Raw genomic sequence first — 22,515 nt, 5'->3', positions numbered from 1 at the left:
AAACCGGCGCGCTCGAAAGCGCCCTGCGCATGACCACCATAAAAGCCAGGCGAAGACTTTCGCCAATAGTGAAATTGCGCACCTTGTATACACGGGCTACCAAACCCGATCACTGCTATTCAGTGACCGACCCACAATAGAATCCGCATCCAAGGCGCACAAGCCGGCGGATTCTGGCGTAGTCGTAGGCAACGGCGCAAGGCGTTGTAGGTTGGGATGACGTAACTTGGGGTGTCTTTAAACAAAGTCTAGAAATTGCTTCAACAGGGCAGTTAGAGCTGTTTTTGCAATGTCTTTTTGGACTGGAGGAGCGGGAGCCGTTTAGCGATCCATCAGGGCACGTCCCGTCGCTACAGGGGGATCTAATTCGCCAGCGAAATCAGCGTGTCGATGACATTGGTGGGCACGTAAATCAGCGTAATCACCGCATACGCTTTACGCGACCGAGCCATAAACGCGCCAATCGGCAACGCAATCATGATCACATCCAGCAAACCCCAAAGCGCCACCGGCGATGCTTCAAACAGTGTGACATTGACGATCAGCCCCAGGCACAGATACGTGGACAGCGACAGCAATGCATAGCGCCCATCCTGCTCGAAATACACGCGCAATCCGTTCTGCTCATCCTCACTGCGGCTCGGCAGCAGCAACGCGGCCGTGACGAACAGCGACAATGTCAGCATCACCAACAATAGAAATTCGAGAAACGAGAAGCTCTGTTTCACCGCCGACAGTGCGTTGACGCCCACCAGAATTGCAGCTGCATGGTAAACAGCATCACCGCCCAGACCAGTGCCACCCAGTCGGGCTTGGCGACGCGGCGGATGCGGAACACCGTTAATGCGCCGAGCAGGAGGCGGGTGACGGAGAGCCCGAGGATCATCGAGAGAACGGTGGCGACGATTGGGAAGTTGTTCATCTTGCCTCTCGTGAACTCGGTTTTGGCTGTCAGGGTGTTTGGGCAGACTAGGTGCGGCGGGTAGGACCGTCAAACGTGGCAGTGCGGTCGGGTTGGCAGAAAACGGCTGTAGAGCCTTGCTGCGCGGAGGTAATGGATTAGGATGCCCGAAGGCTGGAATGGATCTTCTCGACTAAGGATGTGTGGTTTATGGAATCTGCTTTTTCGCAAGTCATCGAGCGTTTGCAAAACCGTCGGTTTTCCGTGGCGAATAACGCTCAGGGCTTGTCCGATGCACGCACGGTGTTTCACTACTTCGTCGAAGGCGCGGCGGTTTGGGGGACTTATGCGGGTGGCCATATTCGCATGGGTAACCAGGTCGGGCGGGTGACCGGGCCTGACAGTATCGAGCTGCTTTATCAATGCATCACCACCGATGGCGAGATCCGCGCGGGTTGGTCGCGGGGTGTGGTGGGGGTTGATGAGGCGGGGCGGACGACGTTGCGGTTTGTGTGGGGGTGGTTGTCGGGGGCCGAGGGTGGTGGGGAGTCGAATTATGTTGAGGTGGTCGCGTAACCGTCCGGTTTTTAGCTACGCGAGCCTTTCAATCACCGCAAAACCCAATTAAGTCGAACTCACCGCCGCCACATCCCATGTCCGCATCACCTGCGTAATCGCCGCATCAATGCTCTCAATCGGCGTGTCATCCCGAGCAAGGATGGAAATCCCCTGCAGGAAACTGTCGAACACCGTCGCCATGGCGGCTGCATTCGTGTCGTCCGCTAACAATCCTTCACTCACACCACGCTCGACACACGCAACAATCCCTGCGCGGGTTCGGGCGCGGGAGTGGGTGAGGGCTTGAGCGACGTGGGCGTTTTCCGGACTCGGCGCGCTCATGACGCCGAGGGTGACCATGCAGCCTTTGGGGTGGCCGTCGTCGCACTGCATGCGTGCTGACTGGCGCAGTGCGGTTTCGATGGCTTGGCGGGGCGGCAGGGTTTCGTCCCACAGGCATTCGGTGACTTGGGCGAAGGTCGTCAGGTAGCGCTGCACGCATTCGTCGAACAAGGCTTCTTTGGAGCCGAACGCGGCGTAGAAACTCGGTGCGGAAATGCCGCCGCCCAGTTCAGCCTTCAACAGTGAAAGGGATGTCGAGTCGTAGCCGTGTTGCCAGAACAATTGCATGGCCTGGTCGACGGCGTCGTCGCGATCGAATGCGCGGGGGCGGCCGGTTCTGGCCATAGCTGAAACTCCTCGGAAAGTGATTTGGATACTAGTCGATACATAAGTCGTTGACAACGTGCCTCGGCTGCCGCCAGTATTTTATATCGATCGGTATTTAAGTCTGACATTCTGCTCACAAGGAGTTTCCCGTGACACCTTCATTGACTCTATCGGCGGCGCCCAAACGCCTGCCCATCGGCGCGCTGCTGGCGCTGGCCATGACCGGTTTTATCTGCATCGTCACCGAAACCCTGCCCGCCGGGCTGTTGCCGCTGATCAGCGAAGGCTTGGCGATTTCGCCTTCGATGGCCGGGCAGATGGTCACCGCGTATGCGCTGGGCTCGGTGTTGGCGGTGATCCCGATGACCATCGCCACGCGCGGCTGGCGTCGGCGCAATGTGTTGTTGCTGACCATCATTGGTTTTCTGCTGTTCAACTCGATCACGGCGCTGTCGTCGCACTATGGCGTGACACTCGTAGCGCGCTTCTTTGCGGGGGTGGCGGCAGGGTTGGCGTGGAGTTTGTTGGCTGGTTATGCGCGGCGGATGGTCGAGCCGGATCAACAGGGAAAGGCGTTGGCACTGGCCATGGTCGGCACGCCGATTGCCCTGTCACTGGGCGTGCCGCTCGGCACTTGGCTGGGTGGCCTGGTCGGTTGGCGCACGACGTTCGGGTTGATGTCGGCCCTGACTTTGATGCTGATCGTTTGGGTGTTGGTGAAAGTGCCGGATTATCCGCCGCAGCCTGCGCATCAGCGCCTGTCGTTGCGCCGCGTGTTGACCACGCCGGGTGTGCGGCCGGTGCTGGCGGTGGTGATCAGCTGGATGCTGGCGCACAACATTCTCTACACCTACATCGCGCCGTTTGTGGCGCCGGCGGGGCTGGCGGATCGCGTGGATCTGGTGTTGTTGGTGTTTGGTCTCGCGGCGTTGGCGGGGATCTGGCTGACGGCCAAGTTGGTTGAGCCGTTGTTGCGCAAGACTGTTCTGGTGAGTCTGGCCACGTTTGCACTGGTGTGCGTGGGATTCGGCTTTTACGGACGAGTGCCGGAGGTGATTTATCTGGGCGTGTTGGTGTGGGGATTGAGTTTTGGCGGTGCGGCGACGCTGTTGCAGACGGCTCTGGCGGATGCGGCGGGGGATGGCGCGGACGTGGCGTTGTCGTTGAATGTGGTGGCGTGGAATAGCGCGATTGCGGGCAGCGGCGTGGTCGGCGGTGTGCTGCTGGATCGATGGGGTGTTGCCGCTTTCCCATGGGCGATGGTGGTGTTGGTGGCGGTGGGTTTTGTGATTGCCTGGAGTGCTCGAGCGCATGGGTTCAGAGCTGGGCCGCGTGGGGCGGAAGCGGCGGCCGTGGTTGGGCACTGAAGGTTTTTCAACGCAGCTCATTTTTTGAAGTGCGCAAGAAGTTGCGCAGTGACTTTCTTTTTTTCTCGGGTGAATGCCCTGTAGCCCACGTCGTTATTGGCCTCCAGCCAAGTGCGCAACTTCTTGCACACCACTGCGCAAGAAGTTGCGCACTTCTCTTGGTTTTTCATCGGTTTAGTGTCAAGAAAAGTGAATCGATGGCCGCAAAGCCTTGATCTGTATGGGTTGCATAAAAGCTGGCATGAACTTTGATGGCGCATGGCCATCCTTTCAGGCAATGGTGCCTGAGAGGTATGTCTTTCAAGCAAGGAGAGCATCCCCATGGCAACACCAGCGTACATGTCCGTCACTGGCGAAAAACAAGGCCTGATCACTGCCGGCGCGTTCACCGCCGACTCCGTAGGCAACACCTACCAGGAAGGCCACGAAGACCAGGTCATGGTTCAGGCTTTCACCCACGACGTGATCATCCCGCGTGACCCACAATCCGGTCAGCCAACCGGTCAGCGCGTGCACAAGCCAGTTGTGATCACCAAGGTCTACGACAAGGCTTCGCCTCTGCTGCAAGCTGCTCTGACCTCCGGCGAGCGCATGAGCGAAATCGTTATCCAGTGGTTCCGTACTTCTGCTCAAGGCACCCAAGAGCACTACTACACCACCAAACTGGAAGACGCGATCATCGTCGCCATCAACAACAAAATGCACAACTGCCAGGATCCAGGCAACTCGCACTTCACCCACCTGGAAGAAGTGCAGTTCACCTACCGTAAAATCACCTGGACCCACGAAGTATCCGGTACTTCGGGTTCCGATGACTGGCGTGCTCCAGTCGTTTAATTACGGCTGATGGTTGTACCGCCCCGACCGGCATGACCGGTTGGGGCGCACTCACTTCTAAAGAATTTTTGCCAATAGCCCCACAGCGGGCTGTTGCGCATCGCAGCACTGCGCGAGGAACAAGGGATGTTCTCACCGGCCAACCAGCCTCATTTCAATCTGACCGTCGATGGCGTCGACAGCGATTTCCAAGTGCTGTCGTTTACCGGTCGTGAGGCCCTCAACACGCCGTTCGAATTCGAGCTGGAACTGGTCAGTGAAAAGGCCTCGATCAACCTCGAAAGCGTGCTGCACAAACTGGCATTTCTTCAGCTGTCGCCAACCGGCACTGGCATTCACGGGCTGGTCTACAGCATCGCCCAGGGCGAGGCGGGCAAGCGCCTGACGCGCTACAAGATTTCCCTGCGCCCGCAACTGGCGTACCTCGCGCACCGGGTCAACCAGCGCATTTTCCAGCAGATGACCGTGCAGCAGATCATCAGCCAAGTGCTGGAAGAACACGGCATCCTCGCCAGCGATTACCACTTCCAGCTCAGCGCGATTTATCCGGAACGGATCTACTGCGTGCAGTACGACGAATCGGATCTGGATTTCATCCAGCGCTTGTGTGAGGAGGAGGGCATTCACTACCACTTCCAGCACACGTCCAGCGGCCACAAACTGACCTTCGGCGATGACCAGACGGTGTTCCCGAAACTCGCGCCAGTGGCCTATCAGCAGGACTCCGGACTGGTCGCCGACAAACCGGTGGTCAAGCGTTTCGGCCTGCGTCTGGCGACCCGCACCAGTCGCACCACGCGCCGCGATTACGACTTCGTCAAACCGAAGATCGAGCTGGAAAGCGACGCCAAAAGCAGCGCGCAACCGGACCTCGAAGACTACGATTACCCGGGCCGTTTCGTTGATCGCGAGCGCGGTAAACACCTGGCCAATCGCGCCTTGGAACGCCATCGCAGCGACTACCGTCTGGCCGAGGGCAACAGCGATCAGCCGATTCTGGTCAGCGGGCATTTCCTCGCCCTGACCGACCACGCCAACCCGACCTGGAATGATCTCTGGCTGCTCACCGAAATCTTCCACGAAGGCAAGCAGCCGCAGGTGCTCGAAGAGTCGGTGACCAGCGACACCACCGACCTCAAGGATGATTTCCACCAGGGCTATCGCAACCGCTTCAGCGCCATCCCATGGGACGTGCCGTATCGTCCGCCGCTCGATCACCCGAAACCGAAAGTCCTCGGCACGCAAAGCGCGGTGGTCTGCGGTCCTGAAGGCGAAGAGATCTACTGCGACCAGTACGGCCGGGTGAAGGTGCAGTTCTTCTGGGACCGCGAAGGCAAGCACGACGACATGACCAGTTGCTGGATGCGCGTCGCGTCGAGCTGGGCGGCCGAGACCTTTGGCTCGATCAATATTCCACGGGTCGGCATGGAGGTGTTGATCACCTTTCTGGAAGGCGATCCCGATCAGCCGCTGATCACCGGTTGCCTGTACCACGGCGCCAATCTGCCGCCGTACAAGCTGCCGGATTTCAAGACCCTGGCGACGGTCAAGAGCAAGGAATACAAGGGCAGCCGCGCCAACGAACTGCGCATCGACGACACCACCAGCGAGATCAGCATCGCGCTGCGCAGTGACCACGGTGCGAGTGCGATCAACCTCGGTTACCTGACCCATCCGCGCCCTAGCGGTGGTCAGCCGCGTGGCGAAGGGTTTGAGTTGAGAACCGACCGCCACGGTGCGGTGCGTGCGGCGGCCGGTCTGCTCATCACCACTGAGCCGCGTCCGAACGAATCCAAGCACCACAAGGATCTGCCGGAAACCGCTGAACGCCTCGCCACCGCCAGCGATCAGCAAGATGGATTCGCCGTTCAAGCCAAAGAGCTGCAAGCCCAGGAAGCCGGCGATCAGGACGACGTCGCTAAAGCGTTGCACGCCCAGCATCAAGGCGTACTCGGCAGCGGTCCGGCGAACCTCACCGCCAACGAATTCCCCGAATTCACCGAACCGCATCTGGTGCTCGCCAGCCCAGCCGGCATCGCCCTGACCACGCCACGCTCCAGCCACATCGCCACCGGCGAACACCTGGCCTTGAGCAGCACCGGCCACACCAGCCTGTCGATCGGCAAACGCCTGCTGGCCAGCGCCAGTCGTGGCATGCGCCTGTTTGTGCAAAGCATGGGTTGGCGTCTGGTAGCCGCGTCCGGCGACATCGACGTACGAGCGCTGAAGGACAGCATCAACCTGCTGGCCAAACTCAACATCACCGCCAATGCCGACCGCATCACCATCACTGCGAAAACCGAACTGGTGATCCAGGGCGGCGGCAGCGCCACCACCTACAACGCCGGCGGCATCACCCACGCCACCAGCGGCCCGTACACCGCGCACGCGGCGAACTTCGCCTACACCGGGGCGAAAAGTCTCGCCGGAGTGTTCCCGGAACCGCCGAAACCGGGCAAGGGCAATCTGGAACTGTTCAACCAATACGCCGGGCGTCAGGGCATCAAAGAGGGCGATTACGAAGTCATCGACGCCCTGGGCAAAAGCATCAAGGGCAAGCTCGACGGCAAGGGTTTCGCCAGCGTCGCCGGCGCTGCACCGGGGCCGGCGCGCGTGCTGTTCGGCAAGGATCCAGCAGACACCTGGAGCGATGGCAGCTACATCGGTAAGCCGGAATGGCCGTTGAATCCGCCGGGGGCTGAAGACGTGCCGAGTCAGGTGCAAGCCATGGTCGCGCAGGTGTTGCCGAGCAAGAGTTGGGAGATGTTGGAGAAGGGAAAGGACATGGCGCAGACAGGGATGAGTGCGATGCAGACCGCGCAAGGTGCGATGCAAACGGCGCAGCAAGTGAAAGGCGTGGTGCAGGGCGGGGTGGCCGGGTTGCCGAAACTGGCGAGTGCGGCGTTGCCGAGTGCGTCGAGCATCCTCGGCGCCGCGAGCAAGGGCGGACAGCTACCGACGCTTCCCGCACCAACGCTTCCAAAACCTTCCTTGAAAACCCCGGGCTTGTTGGCGGGTGAGATGCTGTCATGACCACTGAAATCGTAAAACGTGAACCTCAGGTTGCTATCGTTCCACTGAACGCTATCGACATCCAGGACGTTGCCAGCAGCGCAGCGACCTTCGATGCCTGGTTGCAATCAGCCACCGATGGTGTGGTCACCCTCGACCGGATCAAGAACGTCGCCGGCGCCTTGCCGGTTGTGGGCAACATCATGGCGCTGGTCGATGCGTTGGGTGACATCGTCACCTTGTCGAACGCCAAGCAGCGTGACTTGCTCGCGTGGGCCAGCCTGGGCATCAACCTGATCGGCGTATTGCCATTACCGCCGGCCATGGCCGCTGCGCGCATGACCCTGCGCCCGACGCTGTTTCTGGTACGCCAGGAGATGAAGGCCAGCAGCAAATTGTTGCTCAGCACCTCCGTGATCGAGGTGCTGGTCGGGCACCTGAACGCTTCGATTGTCGGCACGCTGGATGATTTTGTTGAACAGGCCAAAGGCAAATTGCCCGGCATCCTGGCGGACGCTGGCAAGCTCGGCGAAGAGGTCATAAATGAGATTGCCACGGGTATCGAGGCGGTCGCTTTCGGCAATCTGGATGCCAAAGGTGATCTGAATGCGGCCAGCGCCCAGGCAAGCGCAGCAGTCGATCAATTCAAGAATGATCCGCTGGCCTCATTCAGCAATGTTTTCGGGGCTGCCGCGAGTGCTTATAAAGCGGCTGGCAAGGGCCTTGCCAACAGCGTGGCGCAAAATCTGGTACCCGATGACTTCAAGAAAAACGTCTCCGAAGAAACCAAAAAACTGCGGGTAATGGGTCCGGAGCTGCGCACCCAATTGAGCAAACTCGACGATGAGTCGGTGCAGAACTCCATTGGCTGGTTGCTACTGATCCTCTCCAGCGCCGTCACCCTGTGGCGCAAGCGCAATGCCCATGGTCAGAGCGCTGCGGTCCATCCAGACAAGACTGGAGAGGCAAAGCACACGGCGTCCGATGGTCAATTGGGATCCAGTGGTCAACAGGCTCCTGCGAAAGGCGCGCCCGAGCCGAAGAAAAACGGCGCCTGCACGGGCACATGCAACAGCATCAGTTTTGCCTTGGGTTCTGAAAGACTCAGTCATACTGATTTCAGCTTGCCGGGGCCTTTCCCTGTCGAGTGGACGCGCATATACAACTCACGCCTCGATGCCTACGATCACAGCGAACTCGGCGCTCGCTGGATTTCTGAGTTCACCACACGCTTTGACTGCGTTGACGATGGCCTGATGTTCTATGGCGCCGATGGCCGCGATCACAGCTATCCGTTGCCTAAGGTCGGCCTGTTCCACTACGACGCCATCGAAGACATCACCCTAGTCCGCAACAGCGAAGATCAACTGCTGCTGTGCCGTGGTTTCGAACGCAAGGAAACCTACGTCCGCCGTGGCCAGCGCTATGTGCTGAGCAATATCTCACTGCGCAACGGCGCCGGGATAATGCTGTATTACGAGCATCGTCACGGCGAGCACTCGGTGCTCTCTGACCTGATCACCTATCAGGAAAACGACTTCACCAAAGTGCACTTGCACCTCGGCACGATGATCGACGAGCACGGCCGGTTTATCGGTCTCTGGCAGATCGTTGATGGCGAACCACTGCGCCAGCTCTGCGCCTACCAGTACGACGCCTATGGCGACCTGATTCAGGCGCAGGACGAGAATGGCGCAGTCTGGTCGTATCAGTTCGAGCATCACCTGATCACCCGCTACACCGACCGCACCGGGCGCGGCATGAATCTGCAGTGGGATGGCCAGAGCGCCAAGGCCAAAGCCGTGCGCGAATGGGCCGACGACGGCAACTTCGACACGCGCCTGGAGTGGGACGAAAACATCCGTCTGACCTACGTCACCGATGCCCTCGGCAACGAGACCTGGCACTACTACGACATCCTTGGCTACACCTACCGCATCCGTTACGCCGATGAACGTTCGGAATGGTTCTTCCGCGACGAGGCGAAGAACATCGTGCGCCGCGTCAATGCCGACGGCAGCACCGATCGCTACAGCTACGATGAACGCAGCAACCTGCTCGAACACATCCGCGCCGATCACACGGTGATGCATTACGCCTACGACGATCAGGACCTGCTGATCAAGATCAGCGATGCCGAGGGCGGTCAGTGGCAACGCGCCTATGACGACCAAGGCAATCTGGTCGAAGCGCTCGATCCGCTCGGCAACAAAACCGAATACGCCTACAACAAATCCGGCCAGCCCACCGCGATCAAGGACGCCAACGGCAACGAAAAAACGTTGGACTACAACGACGCCGGGCAACTGGTCGAGTACGTCGATTGCTCGGGCAAAACCAGCGCCTGGGAGTACAACGAACTGGGGCAGATGATCTGCTTCACCGACGCCGCCGGAAACACCACCGAGTACGAATACAAGGCTGGCCAACTGGTGCTGATCAAGCACCCGGACAAGACCGAGGAGCGCTTTGAGCGCGATGCCGAAGGTCGATTGTTGGCGCATGTCGATGGTCTGGATCGCTGCACCACTTGGAGTTATACCGCTGCCGGTTTGATCGCCGAACGCGTGGACGCTGCCGAGCAAACCCTGCGCTATCGCTGGGACCGCCTGGGTCAGCTATTGGCGCTGGAAAACGAAAACGAACAACGCGCGCATTTCCATTACGATCCGGTCGGACGCGTGTTGGAAGAAAGCGGCTTCGACGGCCGCACCACACGCTATCAATACGATGCGCAAACCGGTCGCCTTGCCCAATCGATCAATGGCAACCGTGTGATCTCGGTGAGCTTCGACTCGATGGGCCGCTTGACCGAACGTCGCGCCACCCTGGGCGAGCAGTCGCAAAGCGAAATCTTTGCCTACGACGGCAACGGTAACCTGGTGCTGGCCGACAACGCCGACAGTCGCCTGCAATGGTTCCACGACCCGGCCGGCAATCTGCTGCGCGAGCACCAGCATTATCTCGGCCTGGAAAAGCCCACCGTCGCAATCTGGCAGCACGAGTACGACGTGCTCAACCAACGAGTAGCCAGCGTGCGCCCCGACGGCCACCGCGTCAGTTGGCTGACTTACGGCAGCGGCCACCTGCTCGGCCTGCGCCTAGATGAACACGAACTGATCGGCTACGAGCGTGACGACCTGCACCGCGAAGTCGCTCGCCATCAAGGCAACCACCTGCTGCAAACCCAAAGCTGGGACCCGGCCGGCCGTTTGCAAGAACAACTGCTGGGACGCAGCGACGACAAATCTACGCTGCTCAAACGCGAATACAGCTACGACGCCGCCGGCCAACTGACCGACATCAACGACAGCCGTCGCGGCCCGCTCGCCTATCGCTACGATCCCGTCGGCCGATTGCTCAGCGCCACCACACGTCAAGGCGTGGAAACCTTCGCCTTCGACCCGGCCGGCAACCTGCTCGACGACAAGGCGACAGAAATTCGCCGCCCACTGGACCTGACCCCACCGCGCAGCAAACTGGTCGACAACCTGCTGCGCGAATACGCCGGCACCCACTTCGACTACGACGAACGCGGCAACCAGATCCAGCGCTGGCACAACGGCCAACGCAGCGACCTACAGTGGGATTTGTTTGATCGACTGGTGCATTTCGAAGACCCGCGCCTGTCCGTCGAATTCGCCTACGACGCACTGGGACGCCGCCTGCACAAAAACTCCCGCGCGCACTACAAACAGCGTCCAGAAGCAGGCTCTCTCTGGAACAGAAACGAACACGCGCGCAAACAGCGCGAACTCGGCTGCGGCTTCACCTTGTACGGTTGGGATGGCGACAACCTCGCCTGGGAAAGCAGTCCAGCGCAAAGCGATGGCGAGCCCGGCCGCACGGTGCACTACGTCTTCGAACCGGGGACTTTTGTCCCTGTTGCACAGGCTGTACGGCACGCGCCAATCGATCTGATTGGGCTGCCGGATTACAGCGGTGAGTACAGTCTGGACGAGGACCCGTTGTGGAATCACAAGGCCACAGCATTACCGTTTGACGCGTTGGCCTGGTACCAGTGTGATCACCTCGGCACCCCGCAAGAGCTGACTGATTCACAAGGCAACATGGCGTGGACCGCGCAGTACAAGGCGTGGGGGCAGGTGACGGAACAGCGTTCGGAATGGGCGCGGCAGCATGGGGTGGTGAACCCGATCAGATTCCAAGGGCAGTATCACGATCATGAGACAGGGCTGCATTACAACCGGTATCGGTACTATGATCCGGGGGTTGGTCGGTTCATAAGCAAAGATCCGATAAGTTATACCGGAGGCATTAACCTTTATGCCTATGCAGCGAATCCGGTTGAGTGGGTGGATCCATTGGGCCTTTGGGGCTCAAACCCGATAACAAAATATCGTCACAATGAGAACGGATCGCTGAAGAGCGTAACCGCGAAAATTCGACCGGAAGATTTGGGAACTGGGACAAATACCAACACCAGTTCACGGGGGTTTGCGCGTAACTTGGGCTGTAATACGGACGACGCTGGCCATGCCATCGGAAATCGACTGGGTGGAAGCGGTGGTAAGGGGAACATTTTTCCTCAAGCCCCTAGTGTTAACCGTGGTGAGTTCCGTGACTTTGAGGGAGATATTGCCGAAGCTGTTAAAGGCGGTAGTAACGTAATAGTACGTGTCACCCCTCAGTACGATGAAGGTGCCACTCGACCTCATTCTGTTCTGTACCAGGCGAGAGTTGACGGGAATACTGAAAGTCGGCTATTCCACAACCCTTGTTCGTGCGATTGTTGATAGGAGCGTTTTATGTCACCTAGTGAGCGATTACAAAATTTTCTTTCGCAGATGCATGAGTGGGAGGTGGGATTTCATGCCGAGAAGCGATGCGACGCATATAAGACGGATTCGGGGTATCGGACTAAGGCGAATGAAGCGGCAAAATCAAGGTTGGAAGCGATATTCTCTGAAAATCTGAGTGTGAAAGCTTCAATTGCCCTTGGATCAGCAAGGCTCGATACATTAGGTACTGGACAGCCTCCGGAGTATGAACAGACCATTTTGACTGATACCGAAGAACAGCTAGATAAGGAAACGAATATTCAGGCAGTCAGAAAAAAAGGGCTGAAACAACGTTATCGATACACCGTGATCGTAGAGCGTGATGAACCAAAAATTGATGGGGTTAGCGTTTGGCGCGCTAGCAGTGAGAAATGGGAGCGTCGTCATGCGATTTAGCCCTAAACCGGTCTCTGAAGAAAATCACCTGTGCACGAGTTGATGAAAACTGCTCTGGGACAGACCACGTTTCTGAAGGTTTTTTAAGCGTGGTTTGCCTTATTCGAAAGCTTGAATTGTTCGTGGATAGACCGGGTTTTTTGAATCTTTGAGAGATATTACCAAAAGTTCAATGTCTAGCACGGTAATGAATGGCCACCCTGACTCGGTATCAATACGTCATAGCGACCGGGCGCCTATCGAAGACTTTGATCAGACTTGGAGTGGTTGAACTATCCCGGATGAGCAATCTTTAAATGATGCTGGCTGAAATTTATAGAAAAATTATAAGCAAAGAACCCTATAAAGATATGGGTGTATTCTTTGAAAGTTACGAGAGCTTCGAAGAGATACCGCTTGTGTCTAGATACAAGCGGTTGGATTTTCTAAAAAAAGAGATGAGCAACGATAAGGTTTCGGAAGTGCTGGCGGGGGGGGCTATCTTTTTGATGAATCTGATAAAGATAATGCGCGAAACGGATAAGTGTAGTTTCTATGCCATCACTTTTACGGATTTTTATGGAATAGATGAGCGGGAGGTTATTGTCCCCAATATTTTTGTTTGTCCCGGGGCGGCTTCAGTTGGATTTATCGATAAGATAAAAGAAAAAAGCGCAATAACCGTGTCGAAAGAAGTGAAAGAGGTGATAAATAAATTTCATAAAATAGGTGGCGAAGCTATCTTCGATTTTTATGAAAGTAGATTTTATGACCCCGCATGTGATGAGGAAATTGTTAGGGTCTTTGCCGTACCCAAAGAGGTGGATAATAGGGTTGGCAAGTCGAGCTTCCGAAGTCTTATACCTTAAAGCGCTATGGGTGAATAAAACTGGGATGAATTCAATTGATTTTAAGAGATGTAACGTCGGCTCGGTTATTCGTCCAGCAGATAATTCCGTCGCGCTTAAGCAGTAGATCGGATTTTTGGTAAAAGCTGTGGATGCATAGGATATCAAACTCTCTGATTGCGAGAATGATCCTTTGCGTCTTGCTAAGGGCTATGTGGATGGCAGGATACCCATTGAAACCTGTAAGGCTGAGGCTGCGGTTTGGTGGGCAAAAATCGATGAGAAAGGCGCAATACGAGGCTTTCAAGACAGGGACGTATTACTGGCGCGGCTAGCTATCTGCCTGCTGTCAAATGATGAAGATGATGTTTCTGTAATGGGAGATAATCTTTCATGGTTTTTTGAGGTGCTGGGATTCTTGAAAGTGGATATGACGATGCCAATGAGAATGATGATTGAGTATTTTGAATTTAAATGAATTTAAAGATCGCTAGGCAGGGAACAGCGTAGTAGCAATATGAGGCGAAACTTGCCGGTTGCGCTGGGACGGCGACAAGCTTACCTATGAACGCCGCCCGACACAAAGCGACGGAGAACCAGGTCGCACCGTTCGCTACGTCTGTGAACGTGCACTTTTCCTGTTGTTCAGGCTGTACGGCATGCGCCAATCTTACAAAGATCCCATAGCTCCAGCGGGCCGATAAATGAATTTTGATCATATTATTTTTATTGCGAGCACCGACTGCTTTTCAGCAAAGCTCTTAGGGGACCGTTTTGCTGATAATCTTGATGGTATAAAAAATATCGCCAGAGCGGCGACTCTGGAGTTAATGAATGGAGATGCTGACTATTACTACGATGCAGATTTTAGAGAGGAAAGAATAAATAAGACAAAAAACGATTTTGTCCAAAAGCTCTCAAAGCTTAGCGATTCAATTTCTGGAAGATTTGCTGAGCTTGACTCAATTGCTAGCCAGCGAGCACTAAGCCAGAGCGCCAATTCTATTCAACTTATAAAGAGTGTGTCTGCCAGAACATATTGGTTGAATACCGATGACTTCCAGATTGAAATTTCTGACGAATTAATCGAGGCAGTCATTCAGGCTCAGCTTATGGAAGTGCCTTTAGACACAGAAACAGATCTTGCTTGGGAAGAAATTCATGAGCGATGGGAGTATTCATCATCCGAGTGGGACAAATACATAAAAAATATTATGAAAGACGTTCCTGACGCGATCTGTGCGATATTTAACGATCTTTACAACTCGCCGCTTTCTTTAAGTTATCTGAATGTCTGGAGTGAAAGATTGTCAAGAAAACACTTTATGACTCTGATTAAGGCCATTGAAGATGAAGCTTTCTTGGAAATGGAAAAAATCGATAAGGGTTACGTAGAGCTGGTCAGGCCTACTATGAAACAGTTTTACGAATGAAGAGTTTTTAACGGGCAGATCAAGTTTTTTGACTGTTAGTCAAGCACAGTCTGCCTGCGGCTCCTCACCCGGAGTGTATGGACATGAACGAAATTTTTCACAAGATTGTCTTTGAGTTAACGCCTGGCGAGGATGGTTATCCTCCTGTATCCGCTGAGTCTATTTGGGGCATCTATGCCGGTGATGGTACCCATATCTTAGACAATACTCCCTATTACGTTTATGGCGTGAGTAAGGGAGATTCCGTGCAGGTAAAGTCCAGTGGCGATGAGATGATAGCTGTGCGTGTCGCAAAACAGGGTGGCCATTCGACTGTCAGAGTTTTTGCCTTTGCCAGTGATACTGAAGAGAGAAGTAAAATAATCGCTCATCTTCATCAGTTGGGTGCCTCGTGCTCAGTTAGTCAGGAAATGTCGCTGTTTGCAGTGGATATCCCCTCGGATTGTGATTTTTTCGCGATCGACAGATATTTGTCTGATATTGCTGATGGGGAAAATATTGCATATGAGGATGCTTGTCTGCAGCACTCACATATTAAATCATCTCGTCTGGGTGAGTGCCTGTCATTGGCTTCTTTGCCACTACTAGCTCATTGATTGAGTAAGCCCTAAGGGGGCATGGAGACAGGCCGTGAGCTGGAGTTTATTAATCGTAGTCTGTCCCTATTAATACTCCTGGAACGGGTAAGTTAAGTCTGCCTAAACGAGGGGCGCTGCCGTAACGGAGAATTTATGTCCAAGACACGTGTAATCGGTACATCGACAGACGCTATTCAAGCGGCAGAAAAGGAACTCGGCCGAACACTGCCAAAATCCGTTTCGGATTGGCTTTTGGCAAATAACGGAAAGTCCTTGGGGGCGTTAACGATATTTCCTGTGCGTGACGCTCGTGACCCACGGAAGACGTGGGAGTCGATCGTTCACCACTTTAAAAAAGACTGGCAGGAGTGGTTGGAGAATTTTTCCGATACCTCCACCGATTTCTCGGCACTTCTACCGTTCGCCGAGTTTGGCACAGGCGACTATTACTGCTTCAACTATGCGGTAAATGGGCAAACCGGAGAGCCTGTCGTTGTGTTGTGGTCCCATGAAACGGGTGAGATTGATCAGGTAGCGGAAAGTTTTGCAGCGTTTCTTGCAATGCCGGGACGGCCGGGCTGATTGTTTCCGGACCACAAGTCAAAGGAGTGACAACATGAAAGACGCGATTCGCCTGGGCGACTCCACCACCCACGGTGGCAAGGTGCTCGAAGCCTTCTCTCAGACCGACCTCAACGGCAAACCGATTGCCGGGGTTGGTCACAAGGTCAGTTGCCCGTTGTGCAAGGGGATTTTTCCGATCGCCGAGGGCAGCAGCACCTACACCGTCGATGGCACGCCCATCGCCCTCGACGGCATGAAAACCGCCTGCGGCGCTGCGCTGATTGCGAGCGGGCCGAAAGGCGCCGTGATCAGCTAGGTACTCAATCATTCTGGATTCAATCAATACCCCCGCTGTAAACCTTAAAGGACTAAACATGAAATACACCGCTTTGATCTTCGCCATGACCGCAGCCCTGGGCACCGCCAGTTTCGCCCATGCGGAAGAGATGGATCCTGCAGCGCTGAAAAATGCCTATGACATGGGGCGCAACTCGGTTGGTTTGATCAACCACTGCGTCGACAAGGGATTCTTGAAAGCTGACAGTACTGAGAACGCCAAGAAGATGAGCGACTTTATTAAGGGCATGCCTGGGCCAGTGGACAAAAGTGACGGCGACAAAATCGAAGCTCAGGGACGCAAGGGTGAGATGTTTATGAACGGTGAATACCAAAAGCTCGAGGGTAACCTGCCGCCGACGCTCAGTCTCAAGCAGTGGTGCGAACAGGCGGATCAAGGCATGCGTAATGGCTTGAGGCAAGTAGGTTTGTAAGTGAGTCCGACCTTGTGGCCCGGCTCGAAAAACGCTCGCTGATTGCGAGCGTTTTTTATTCCGCTGCAGGTGCTTGATGGAGTTGTATTGGCTCAGCCCCTTGGAATCCGCCAACCCGCCCTCATAACCATCGCTATACCCAACACCCCGAAGAGGAACGACACGCCATGACCACTCAAACCGAAACCGCCATCCTCGCCGGTGGCTGCTTCTGGGGCATGCAGGATCTGCTGCGGCGCTATCCCGGCGTGTTGCAGACTCGCGTCGGTTACACCGGCGGCGACGTGCCGAATGCCACCTATCGCAACCATGGCGACCACGCCGAAGCCATCGAAATCACCTTCGATCCTGCCGTGATCAGCTACCGACAGATCCTTGAGTTTTTCTTCCAGATCCACGACCCGAGCACGTCAAACCGTCAGGGCAATGACCTCGGTCGCAGCTATCGCTCGGCGATTTATTATCTCAGCGAAGCGCAACGTGATATCGCCGAGGACACCGCTGCCGATGTTGATGCGTCAAAACTATGGCCGGGCCGCGTGGTGACCGAAATCGAACCGGCGGGGCCGTTCTGGGAAGCAGAGCCGGAGCATCAGGATTACCTTGAGCGTATTCCGAATGGCTACACCTGCCATTTCATTCGCCCGAACTGGAAGCTGCCGAAGCGCGCGTGAGCGGTGCACGCTGCTCATTCAGCGCCAGCACGTAAGCACTGAACATATCCGCCAGCCCGTCGGCGCATACCGAGATTTCTTCCTCTGTACGGGGGCTGCTGGAAAAGTCTTTCCCCACCGAACTGAGCGTGGTCAGGATCAAATCGCACGCCGACGTGCGGATTTGTTCACCGACCTCAGGCAGCAATTCGTCCATGAACGTGGCGAAAATCCGCCGCCCGGCCGCGCGCACTTCGTGGGCCTCGGGGGCGTTGCGGTAGAGCGGGGCGGCGTCGTTCAGTGCGCCGCGCATCTGCGCTTCGTCGCACTCTGAACGAATGAATGCCTGCACCAGGGTGCGCAGGCGAGTGAGTGGCGGCTGCTCAAAGTCTTGCAGAATCCGCTGCAGCATCTGCGTGGTGTGCAGCCATTCATCGCTCTGCAATCGGAACAGGATTGCGGCCTTGTTGGGGAAGTACTGATACAGCGAGCCGATGCTCACACCGGCCTTTTCTGCCACCCGTGCGGTGGTGAAACGGCTGGCCCCATGCTCGCTCAAAACCTGAATAGCCGCTTGCAGAATCGCCGCCACCAGTTCGCTGGAGCGAGCCTGCTGCGGCTGTTTGCGTGAGGAAATAAGGGCAGTCTTGCGGTTGGTCATGGGCAGCTCGGGCGTCCGTGGGAATGCGAATAGCGCAAGAAGCGAATCGCTCGCATTATTTAAATGCGACGAATCACTCGCATTTTAATCCCCAACTAACGGAAAGCAATCATGACCACCCTGACCACTGAACCCTTGGCGAGCCTGATCGAACGCCTCTACACCCAAGCCAGCGCTGCCACCAGCCCGGTGCTGCAAACAGTGTCTGGCGAAGAACGCGAACGCCTGATGCACAGCAAAACCGAATACCTGAAACTCTATGAAATGCTCAAAGACCTGTGGCTGCCGGTCTCCCGCGATACCGGCAAACTGTTGTACATGCTGGCGCGCAACACCCAAGCCAAAGCCATTGTCGAGTTCGGCACCTCATTCGGCCTTTCGACGCTGCACCTGGCGGCCGCGTTGCGCGATAACGGTGGCGGTGTGCTGATCGGCAGTGAGTTCGAGCCTTCGAAGATCGAATTGGCGCGGCATCACTTGTTGAAGGCGGTGTCAGCGATCTGGTGGAGATTCGTCAAGGCGATGCACTGGTGACGCTGGCGACGGATCTGCCGGACTCGGTCGATCTGCTCCTGCTTGATGGCGCGAAGGCGTTGTATGGCGACGTGTTGAGTCTGGTCGAAAAACACCTGAAGCCGGGCGCGTTGGTGGTGGCGGACAACACCGACTATTGCCCTGAGTATCTGACTTACGTGCGCGCGCCGCAGAGCGGTTATCTGTCTGTGCCGTTTGCGGATGATATTGAGCTGTCGATGCGAGTGGGGTGAAACACTGGTCACTGTGGGAGCTTGCCTGCAAGCGATAGCGATCGGTCAGTTAGCTTCTTCGCAACAGACACGCCGCCTTCCCCAGCAGGCTGGCTCCCACAGGGTTAGGTGTCAGAGCAGGCTCCACGACACCCCGACATAAACCCCCATCCCTTCACCCGGAGTAGACCGCGCCGCATCCAGCCCTTTGTCGTCATACCCCGGCGTGACCGTTGCCGCGTAGTGTTTGTTGGTCAGGTTGCGCATATCCACCCACGTCTGCCAGTCACCTTTCGGCGCGTTGTAACCCAGCGTCGCGCCAAACAGTGCGTAAGGATCGGCGTAATAACTGTTGGCGTAATCCACCGCCACTTTAGACACCAGTTGCGTATTCACTGCCGCAAAGAACCCCTGCGGCCAGTCGTAACGCACTTCGCCTTGGTAATAGTGCATCGGCAGACCGGGCAGGCGGTTGTCGCCGAAGCGATCATCATCGCGATAGTGGAAATCACTGAAGGTATACGCCTGACGCAAACTCAACTGACGGCCATCATCAGCCGACCAGAGTTTGCTGTTGAGGCTGGCTTCCACGCCTTGGTGCACGGTCGGGCTGGCGTTAAGTTCATACGGCGTGACGGCATTGGCATCCGGCAACACCGACAGCAGTTCATGCCGCACCTGCGCGTAGTACCACGCCAGACTCCATTCACCGACGACGCTGTCGCCACGACCGCCCAGCTCCAGCGTGGTCGCGGTCTGGTTCTGCAGTTTGATCGGGTCTTTCTGTGTACCGCTCGCGGCGCCATTGCCAGCCGGAAAGCGCACGTTGGAGCTGTAGATCAGCGACCACGGGTGCGGCGCTTCAACCGAGCGGCTGAGGTTGCCGAACACTTGCAGGTCCGGGGTGATCTGGTAACGCAGGCCGAGGCGCGGCGCGTAATCCCAGTCGTTCATGCTGGTTTTGCCGCCGCTCTGCGGGTAGGTCACAGCACTTTCGCGGCGGGTGTAGATGGCGGCGAGACCCGTAGTCAGCCACAGGTCGTCGGCGATTTCCAGGTCGTTGCCCAAGTGCAGAACGGTGTCCGAACCCTGATAGGTGAAGTTGCGCATGCGCGTGCCGGGCACGTAGCTGGCGGTGTTGCCAGAAGGAATGCGCACGAACTCGCTGGCGCCATCGTTGGGCAGGTGTTTGGTGATGCGCAGGCCGACGTTGCTGTGGCTTTCCATGCCGAAAATCGTGTCGCGGCGTTTGTAGTCGAAGGTGCCGCTGACGTCGGTATAGGCGACCTTCAAGCGGTTCGGGCCCTCGCGCAGGTCCATCGGGTAGTCGTGGTAAACGAGGCCGGTCTGGATGCTCGAATCGTCGTCGATGTAATAAGTAGTCTTGTTGCCGATGAAGGTGCTGCCCGGCTGCTTGCGACTGTCATCGCGAGCCACATAGGACGGATTGGCCGCCCGTGGCGAGTGTTCGATGGAGTGCTTGGTCACGCGGCCGGCGAGGTCGTTGTCGGTCTCGCGGTAACGAATATAGAAGCGCGTTTCCAGGTTCGGGTTGAAGCGATAGCCGAAATTGGCGATCACACCTTTGCTTTCGCTGGCGGTGTGATCCTGATAGCCGTCGGCGTTGGAATCGGTGAGCGACACGTAGTAATCGAAGTCGCCGAGCACCTGCCCGGAACTGACCTGACGCTGCTGATAGCCGTGGCTGCCGGTGGCATAACGCACCTGAAGTTTCGGTGCGTTGTAACCGGTGTGGCTGACGTAATCGATGGCGCCACCCAGCGCCAGCGAGCCGCGATCGAAGCCGTTGGCGCCGCGCAGCACTTCAACGTGATCGACCCACAGCGGCTCGAGCAATTCATATGGCGTACCGCCCGGGCCGGTCAGCGGCAGACCGTCGAGCAGGGTGTACAGCCCCGACGCATGGGCGCCCGGCGCGCGGTTGATGCCCGAGCCACGGACCGAGATTTTCACGCCTTCGTTGCCCGCCGACTGCGCATAAACCCCAGGTTGATACGCCAGCACATCCTGATTGCTCGCCACGCGGCCCTGCAATGGCTGGCGCATGTCGACCACGCTAGTGCCGCCGGGCACCTGATCGAGGCGGGCCTTGGCCTCCTCAACAGAGACATCACTGCCGTTGCGATCCTCGGCCGAAATCAGCACTTGCCCCAGTTCCAGACCTTGAGTCTCGGCCATCGCCGGGCAGGCGAGGGCCAGGCCGAGCAGGGCGGTGGGCAGGGATTTGGACGCGGGCATCGAGAAAACTCCAGGCAGACAAGGGCAGGGCAATGAACAGTGCGACGCAAGAAAGAACGAAGGAAACACATGGCAATTTTGCTTTTTGCCCGGTCATGGCAAACGGCACGTCATGAACTAACCTCACGTGTCTGGTTTGTCCCGTCAATCAACACTCTGTTTCTGCATTTATTGGAGAGAGGCCAAGGTCATGGCAAAAGGCAAAAAGAAGGCCGCCACGGCGCCTGAAAGTCTGAAGCTGAAAAACAAGGAATACCTCGAGCATTTGCGCAAACTGCACGTCGAACTGGTCAAGTTGCAGGAATGGGTGATCGCCAAGGGCGTCAAGGTCTGCATCGTTTTCGAAGGCCGCGACGGCGCTGGCAAGGGCGGGACCATCAAGGCATTGACCGAGCGCGTCAGCCCGCGTGTCTTTCGCGTGGTGGCGCTGCCGGCGCCGACCGATCGCGAGAAAAGCCAGATGCATGTGCAGCGTTATCTGCCTTATCTACCGGCGGCCGGTGAAGTGGTGATCTTCGATCGCAGTTGGTACAACCGCGCCGGTGTCGAGCGGGTGATGGGCTTCTGCACCGACGAGCAGGCGGACAAATTCCTCAAATCGATTCCCTTGGTCGAACACGCCATCGTTCAGTCCGGGGTGATCCTGCTCAAGTACTGGCTGGAAGTCAGCCCCGAAGAGCAGACCCGTCGACTTGAAGCGCGCATCAACGACGGGCGCAAGACCTGGAAACTGACACCCATGGACCTTAAGTCCTACAGCCGCTGGTACGACTACTCACGGGCGCGGGACGAAATGTTCAAACACTCCGATACCGAACACGCGCCGTGGCTGGTGGCCGACTCCAACGACAAGCGCCGCGCACGGCTGAACATCATCACCGATGTGCTCAGTCGTATTCCGTATGAGGATGTGAAGCGCGACAAGGTCGAATTACCCAAACGGCAGAAGCCGGGCAAGTACCGCGATCCGGATTATCCGTACCGGCGCGTGGCCGGGAAGTTCTGACAAACCACCCCGATCTCTGTGGGAGCTTGCCTGCAAGCGATGGCGGTGGGTCAGCCAATATTTTCGGGGCAGACAATCCGCTTTCGCGAGCAGGCTCGCTCCCACAGGGTTTGGTGGAGTTTCCTGCATTGCTGACAAGTACTACCCCTTTGAAGTGAGCAGTCCATCCGTCGATTACGCTGAACCACTGGGGGCTCATGTCTTTCTATGGAGGACGTCCCCCACGAGATCATCCCCGATGTTCGATCAGCGTAAACGAGAAAAACTGGCGGCATGGCGCAAACTGGCGACGCAAGCGCAGATGCGTCTGGACCCGGAACAACAGTACGACGAACTGCTCAAGGCCGCCGATGAAATGGAGGAACAGGGGCTGATCACCAGCGCCGAGTGGCGGCAGTTGGTGCGCGATGCGGGCAATGTGTTTACCGGTGACCCGGGACGAACACACAGCTAATCAGTGCGCGGAGATCTCAAAA

The 22,515-nt window shown here is 56.8% G+C and carries 19 protein-coding genes and 2 pseudogenes; 17 read left to right on the top strand and 4 right to left on the bottom strand.

Annotated features, from left to right (window positions below; all coding sequences use genetic code 11):
- Positions 1–362: 362 nt before the first annotated feature.
- Positions 363–922: pseudogene (locus ACOYXE_RS09195) on the bottom strand (hypothetical protein).
- Between the two features lie 189 nt (positions 923–1,111).
- On the opposite strand from ACOYXE_RS09195, the gene ACOYXE_RS09190 reads away from it, so the two are divergent.
- A complete protein-coding gene (locus ACOYXE_RS09190) occupies positions 1,112–1,477 on the top strand; it encodes a hypothetical protein (RefSeq protein WP_160057611.1) in 366 nt (121 codons plus the stop codon).
- A gap of 48 nt (positions 1,478–1,525) precedes the next feature.
- On the opposite strand, the gene ACOYXE_RS09185 is transcribed toward ACOYXE_RS09190, so the two are convergent.
- On the bottom strand, positions 1,526–2,146 hold the full coding sequence (locus ACOYXE_RS09185; protein ID WP_460928818.1) for a TetR/AcrR family transcriptional regulator: 621 nt from the start codon (positions 2,144–2,146) through the stop codon (positions 1,526–1,528).
- A 131-nt stretch (positions 2,147–2,277) separates the two neighbouring features.
- Here ACOYXE_RS09185 and ACOYXE_RS09180 point away from each other — a divergent pair, with 131 nt between their 5' ends.
- From ACOYXE_RS09180 to msrA, 13 genes are all read left to right on the top strand, one after another.
- Positions 2,278–3,495, top strand: coding sequence for an MFS transporter (locus tag ACOYXE_RS09180; protein ID WP_460928816.1), 1,218 nt, complete (start codon positions 2,278–2,280; stop codon positions 3,493–3,495).
- Between the two features lie 321 nt (positions 3,496–3,816).
- The gene (locus ACOYXE_RS09175) at positions 3,817–4,332 is read left to right on the top strand and encodes an Hcp family type VI secretion system effector (protein WP_123593248.1); all 516 of its coding nucleotides are present in this window, start codon (positions 3,817–3,819) and stop codon (positions 4,330–4,332) included.
- Between the two features lie 126 nt (positions 4,333–4,458).
- Positions 4,459–7,365, top strand: coding sequence for a type VI secretion system Vgr family protein (locus ACOYXE_RS09170; RefSeq protein WP_460928814.1), 2,907 nt, complete (start codon positions 4,459–4,461; stop codon positions 7,363–7,365).
- Positions 7,362–12,101 (top strand): RHS repeat-associated core domain-containing protein, encoded by a 4,740-nt coding sequence (locus ACOYXE_RS09165; RefSeq protein ID WP_460928812.1) that lies wholly within the window; start codon positions 7,362–7,364, stop codon positions 12,099–12,101. The genes ACOYXE_RS09170 and ACOYXE_RS09165 overlap by 4 nt, the downstream gene beginning before the upstream one ends.
- Positions 12,102–12,113: 12 nt before the next feature.
- Entirely contained in the window at positions 12,114–12,542 is a 429-nt protein-coding gene (locus tag ACOYXE_RS09160; RefSeq protein ID WP_102901682.1) for an NTF2 fold immunity protein, read from the top strand.
- A 296-nt stretch (positions 12,543–12,838) separates the two neighbouring features.
- A complete protein-coding gene (locus tag ACOYXE_RS09155; protein ID WP_460928810.1) occupies positions 12,839–13,390 on the top strand; it encodes an Imm15 family immunity protein in 552 nt (183 codons plus the stop codon).
- Positions 13,391–13,562: 172 nt separating this feature from the next.
- Positions 13,563–13,847: a hypothetical protein gene (locus tag ACOYXE_RS09150; protein WP_460928808.1), complete on the top strand. Its 285-nt coding sequence runs from the start codon at positions 13,563–13,565 to the stop codon at positions 13,845–13,847.
- A 226-nt stretch (positions 13,848–14,073) separates the two neighbouring features.
- Positions 14,074–14,802, top strand: a complete 729-nt coding sequence (locus ACOYXE_RS09145; protein ID WP_160057616.1) for a hypothetical protein — start codon at positions 14,074–14,076, stop codon at positions 14,800–14,802.
- Between the two features lie 83 nt (positions 14,803–14,885).
- A complete protein-coding gene (locus ACOYXE_RS09140) occupies positions 14,886–15,398 on the top strand; it encodes a DUF4265 domain-containing protein (protein WP_460928806.1) in 513 nt (170 codons plus the stop codon).
- Positions 15,399–15,533: 135 nt separating this feature from the next.
- Positions 15,534–15,962 (top strand): SMI1/KNR4 family protein, encoded by a 429-nt coding sequence (locus ACOYXE_RS09135; RefSeq protein ID WP_460928804.1) that lies wholly within the window; start codon positions 15,534–15,536, stop codon positions 15,960–15,962.
- 34 nt (positions 15,963–15,996) lie between these two features.
- On the top strand, positions 15,997–16,260 hold the full coding sequence (locus ACOYXE_RS09130) for a PAAR domain-containing protein (RefSeq protein ID WP_077572604.1): 264 nt from the start codon (positions 15,997–15,999) through the stop codon (positions 16,258–16,260).
- Between the two features lie 58 nt (positions 16,261–16,318).
- The gene (locus ACOYXE_RS09125; protein WP_460928801.1) at positions 16,319–16,714 is read left to right on the top strand and encodes a hypothetical protein; all 396 of its coding nucleotides are present in this window, start codon (positions 16,319–16,321) and stop codon (positions 16,712–16,714) included.
- A 167-nt stretch (positions 16,715–16,881) separates the two neighbouring features.
- The gene (gene msrA, locus ACOYXE_RS09120) at positions 16,882–17,388 is read left to right on the top strand and encodes a peptide-methionine (S)-S-oxide reductase MsrA (RefSeq protein WP_160057621.1); all 507 of its coding nucleotides are present in this window, start codon (positions 16,882–16,884) and stop codon (positions 17,386–17,388) included.
- Here the strand turns inward: msrA and ACOYXE_RS09115 are convergent.
- Positions 17,351–18,028 carry a TetR family transcriptional regulator gene (locus tag ACOYXE_RS09115; protein ID WP_460928799.1) on the bottom strand — a complete coding sequence of 226 codons (678 nt, stop codon included), beginning with the start codon at positions 18,026–18,028 and terminating at the stop codon, positions 17,351–17,353. The genes msrA and ACOYXE_RS09115 overlap by 38 nt on opposite strands.
- 111 nt (positions 18,029–18,139) lie before the next feature.
- On the opposite strand from ACOYXE_RS09115, the pseudogene ACOYXE_RS09110 reads away from it, so the two are divergent.
- Positions 18,140–18,795, top strand: a pseudogene (locus ACOYXE_RS09110) (O-methyltransferase).
- A gap of 111 nt (positions 18,796–18,906) precedes the next feature.
- Here the strand turns inward: ACOYXE_RS09110 and ACOYXE_RS09105 are convergent.
- On the bottom strand, positions 18,907–21,033 hold the full coding sequence (locus ACOYXE_RS09105) for a TonB-dependent receptor family protein (protein WP_460928797.1): 2,127 nt from the start codon (positions 21,031–21,033) through the stop codon (positions 18,907–18,909).
- Positions 21,034–21,223: 190 nt separating this feature from the next.
- On the opposite strand from ACOYXE_RS09105, the gene ppk2 reads away from it, so the two are divergent.
- The gene (gene ppk2, locus ACOYXE_RS09100) at positions 21,224–22,039 is read left to right on the top strand and encodes a polyphosphate kinase 2 (RefSeq protein ID WP_160057625.1); all 816 of its coding nucleotides are present in this window, start codon (positions 21,224–21,226) and stop codon (positions 22,037–22,039) included.
- Between the two features lie 238 nt (positions 22,040–22,277).
- Complete coding sequence (locus tag ACOYXE_RS09095) at positions 22,278–22,493, top strand: hypothetical protein (protein ID WP_160057626.1); 216 nt, start codon at positions 22,278–22,280, stop codon at positions 22,491–22,493.
- Positions 22,494–22,515 lie beyond the last annotated feature (22 nt).

The sequence above is a fragment of the Pseudomonas sp. MC6 genome, assembly GCF_054790575.1.
This window is presented reverse-complemented; position numbering and strand designations above follow the sequence as displayed.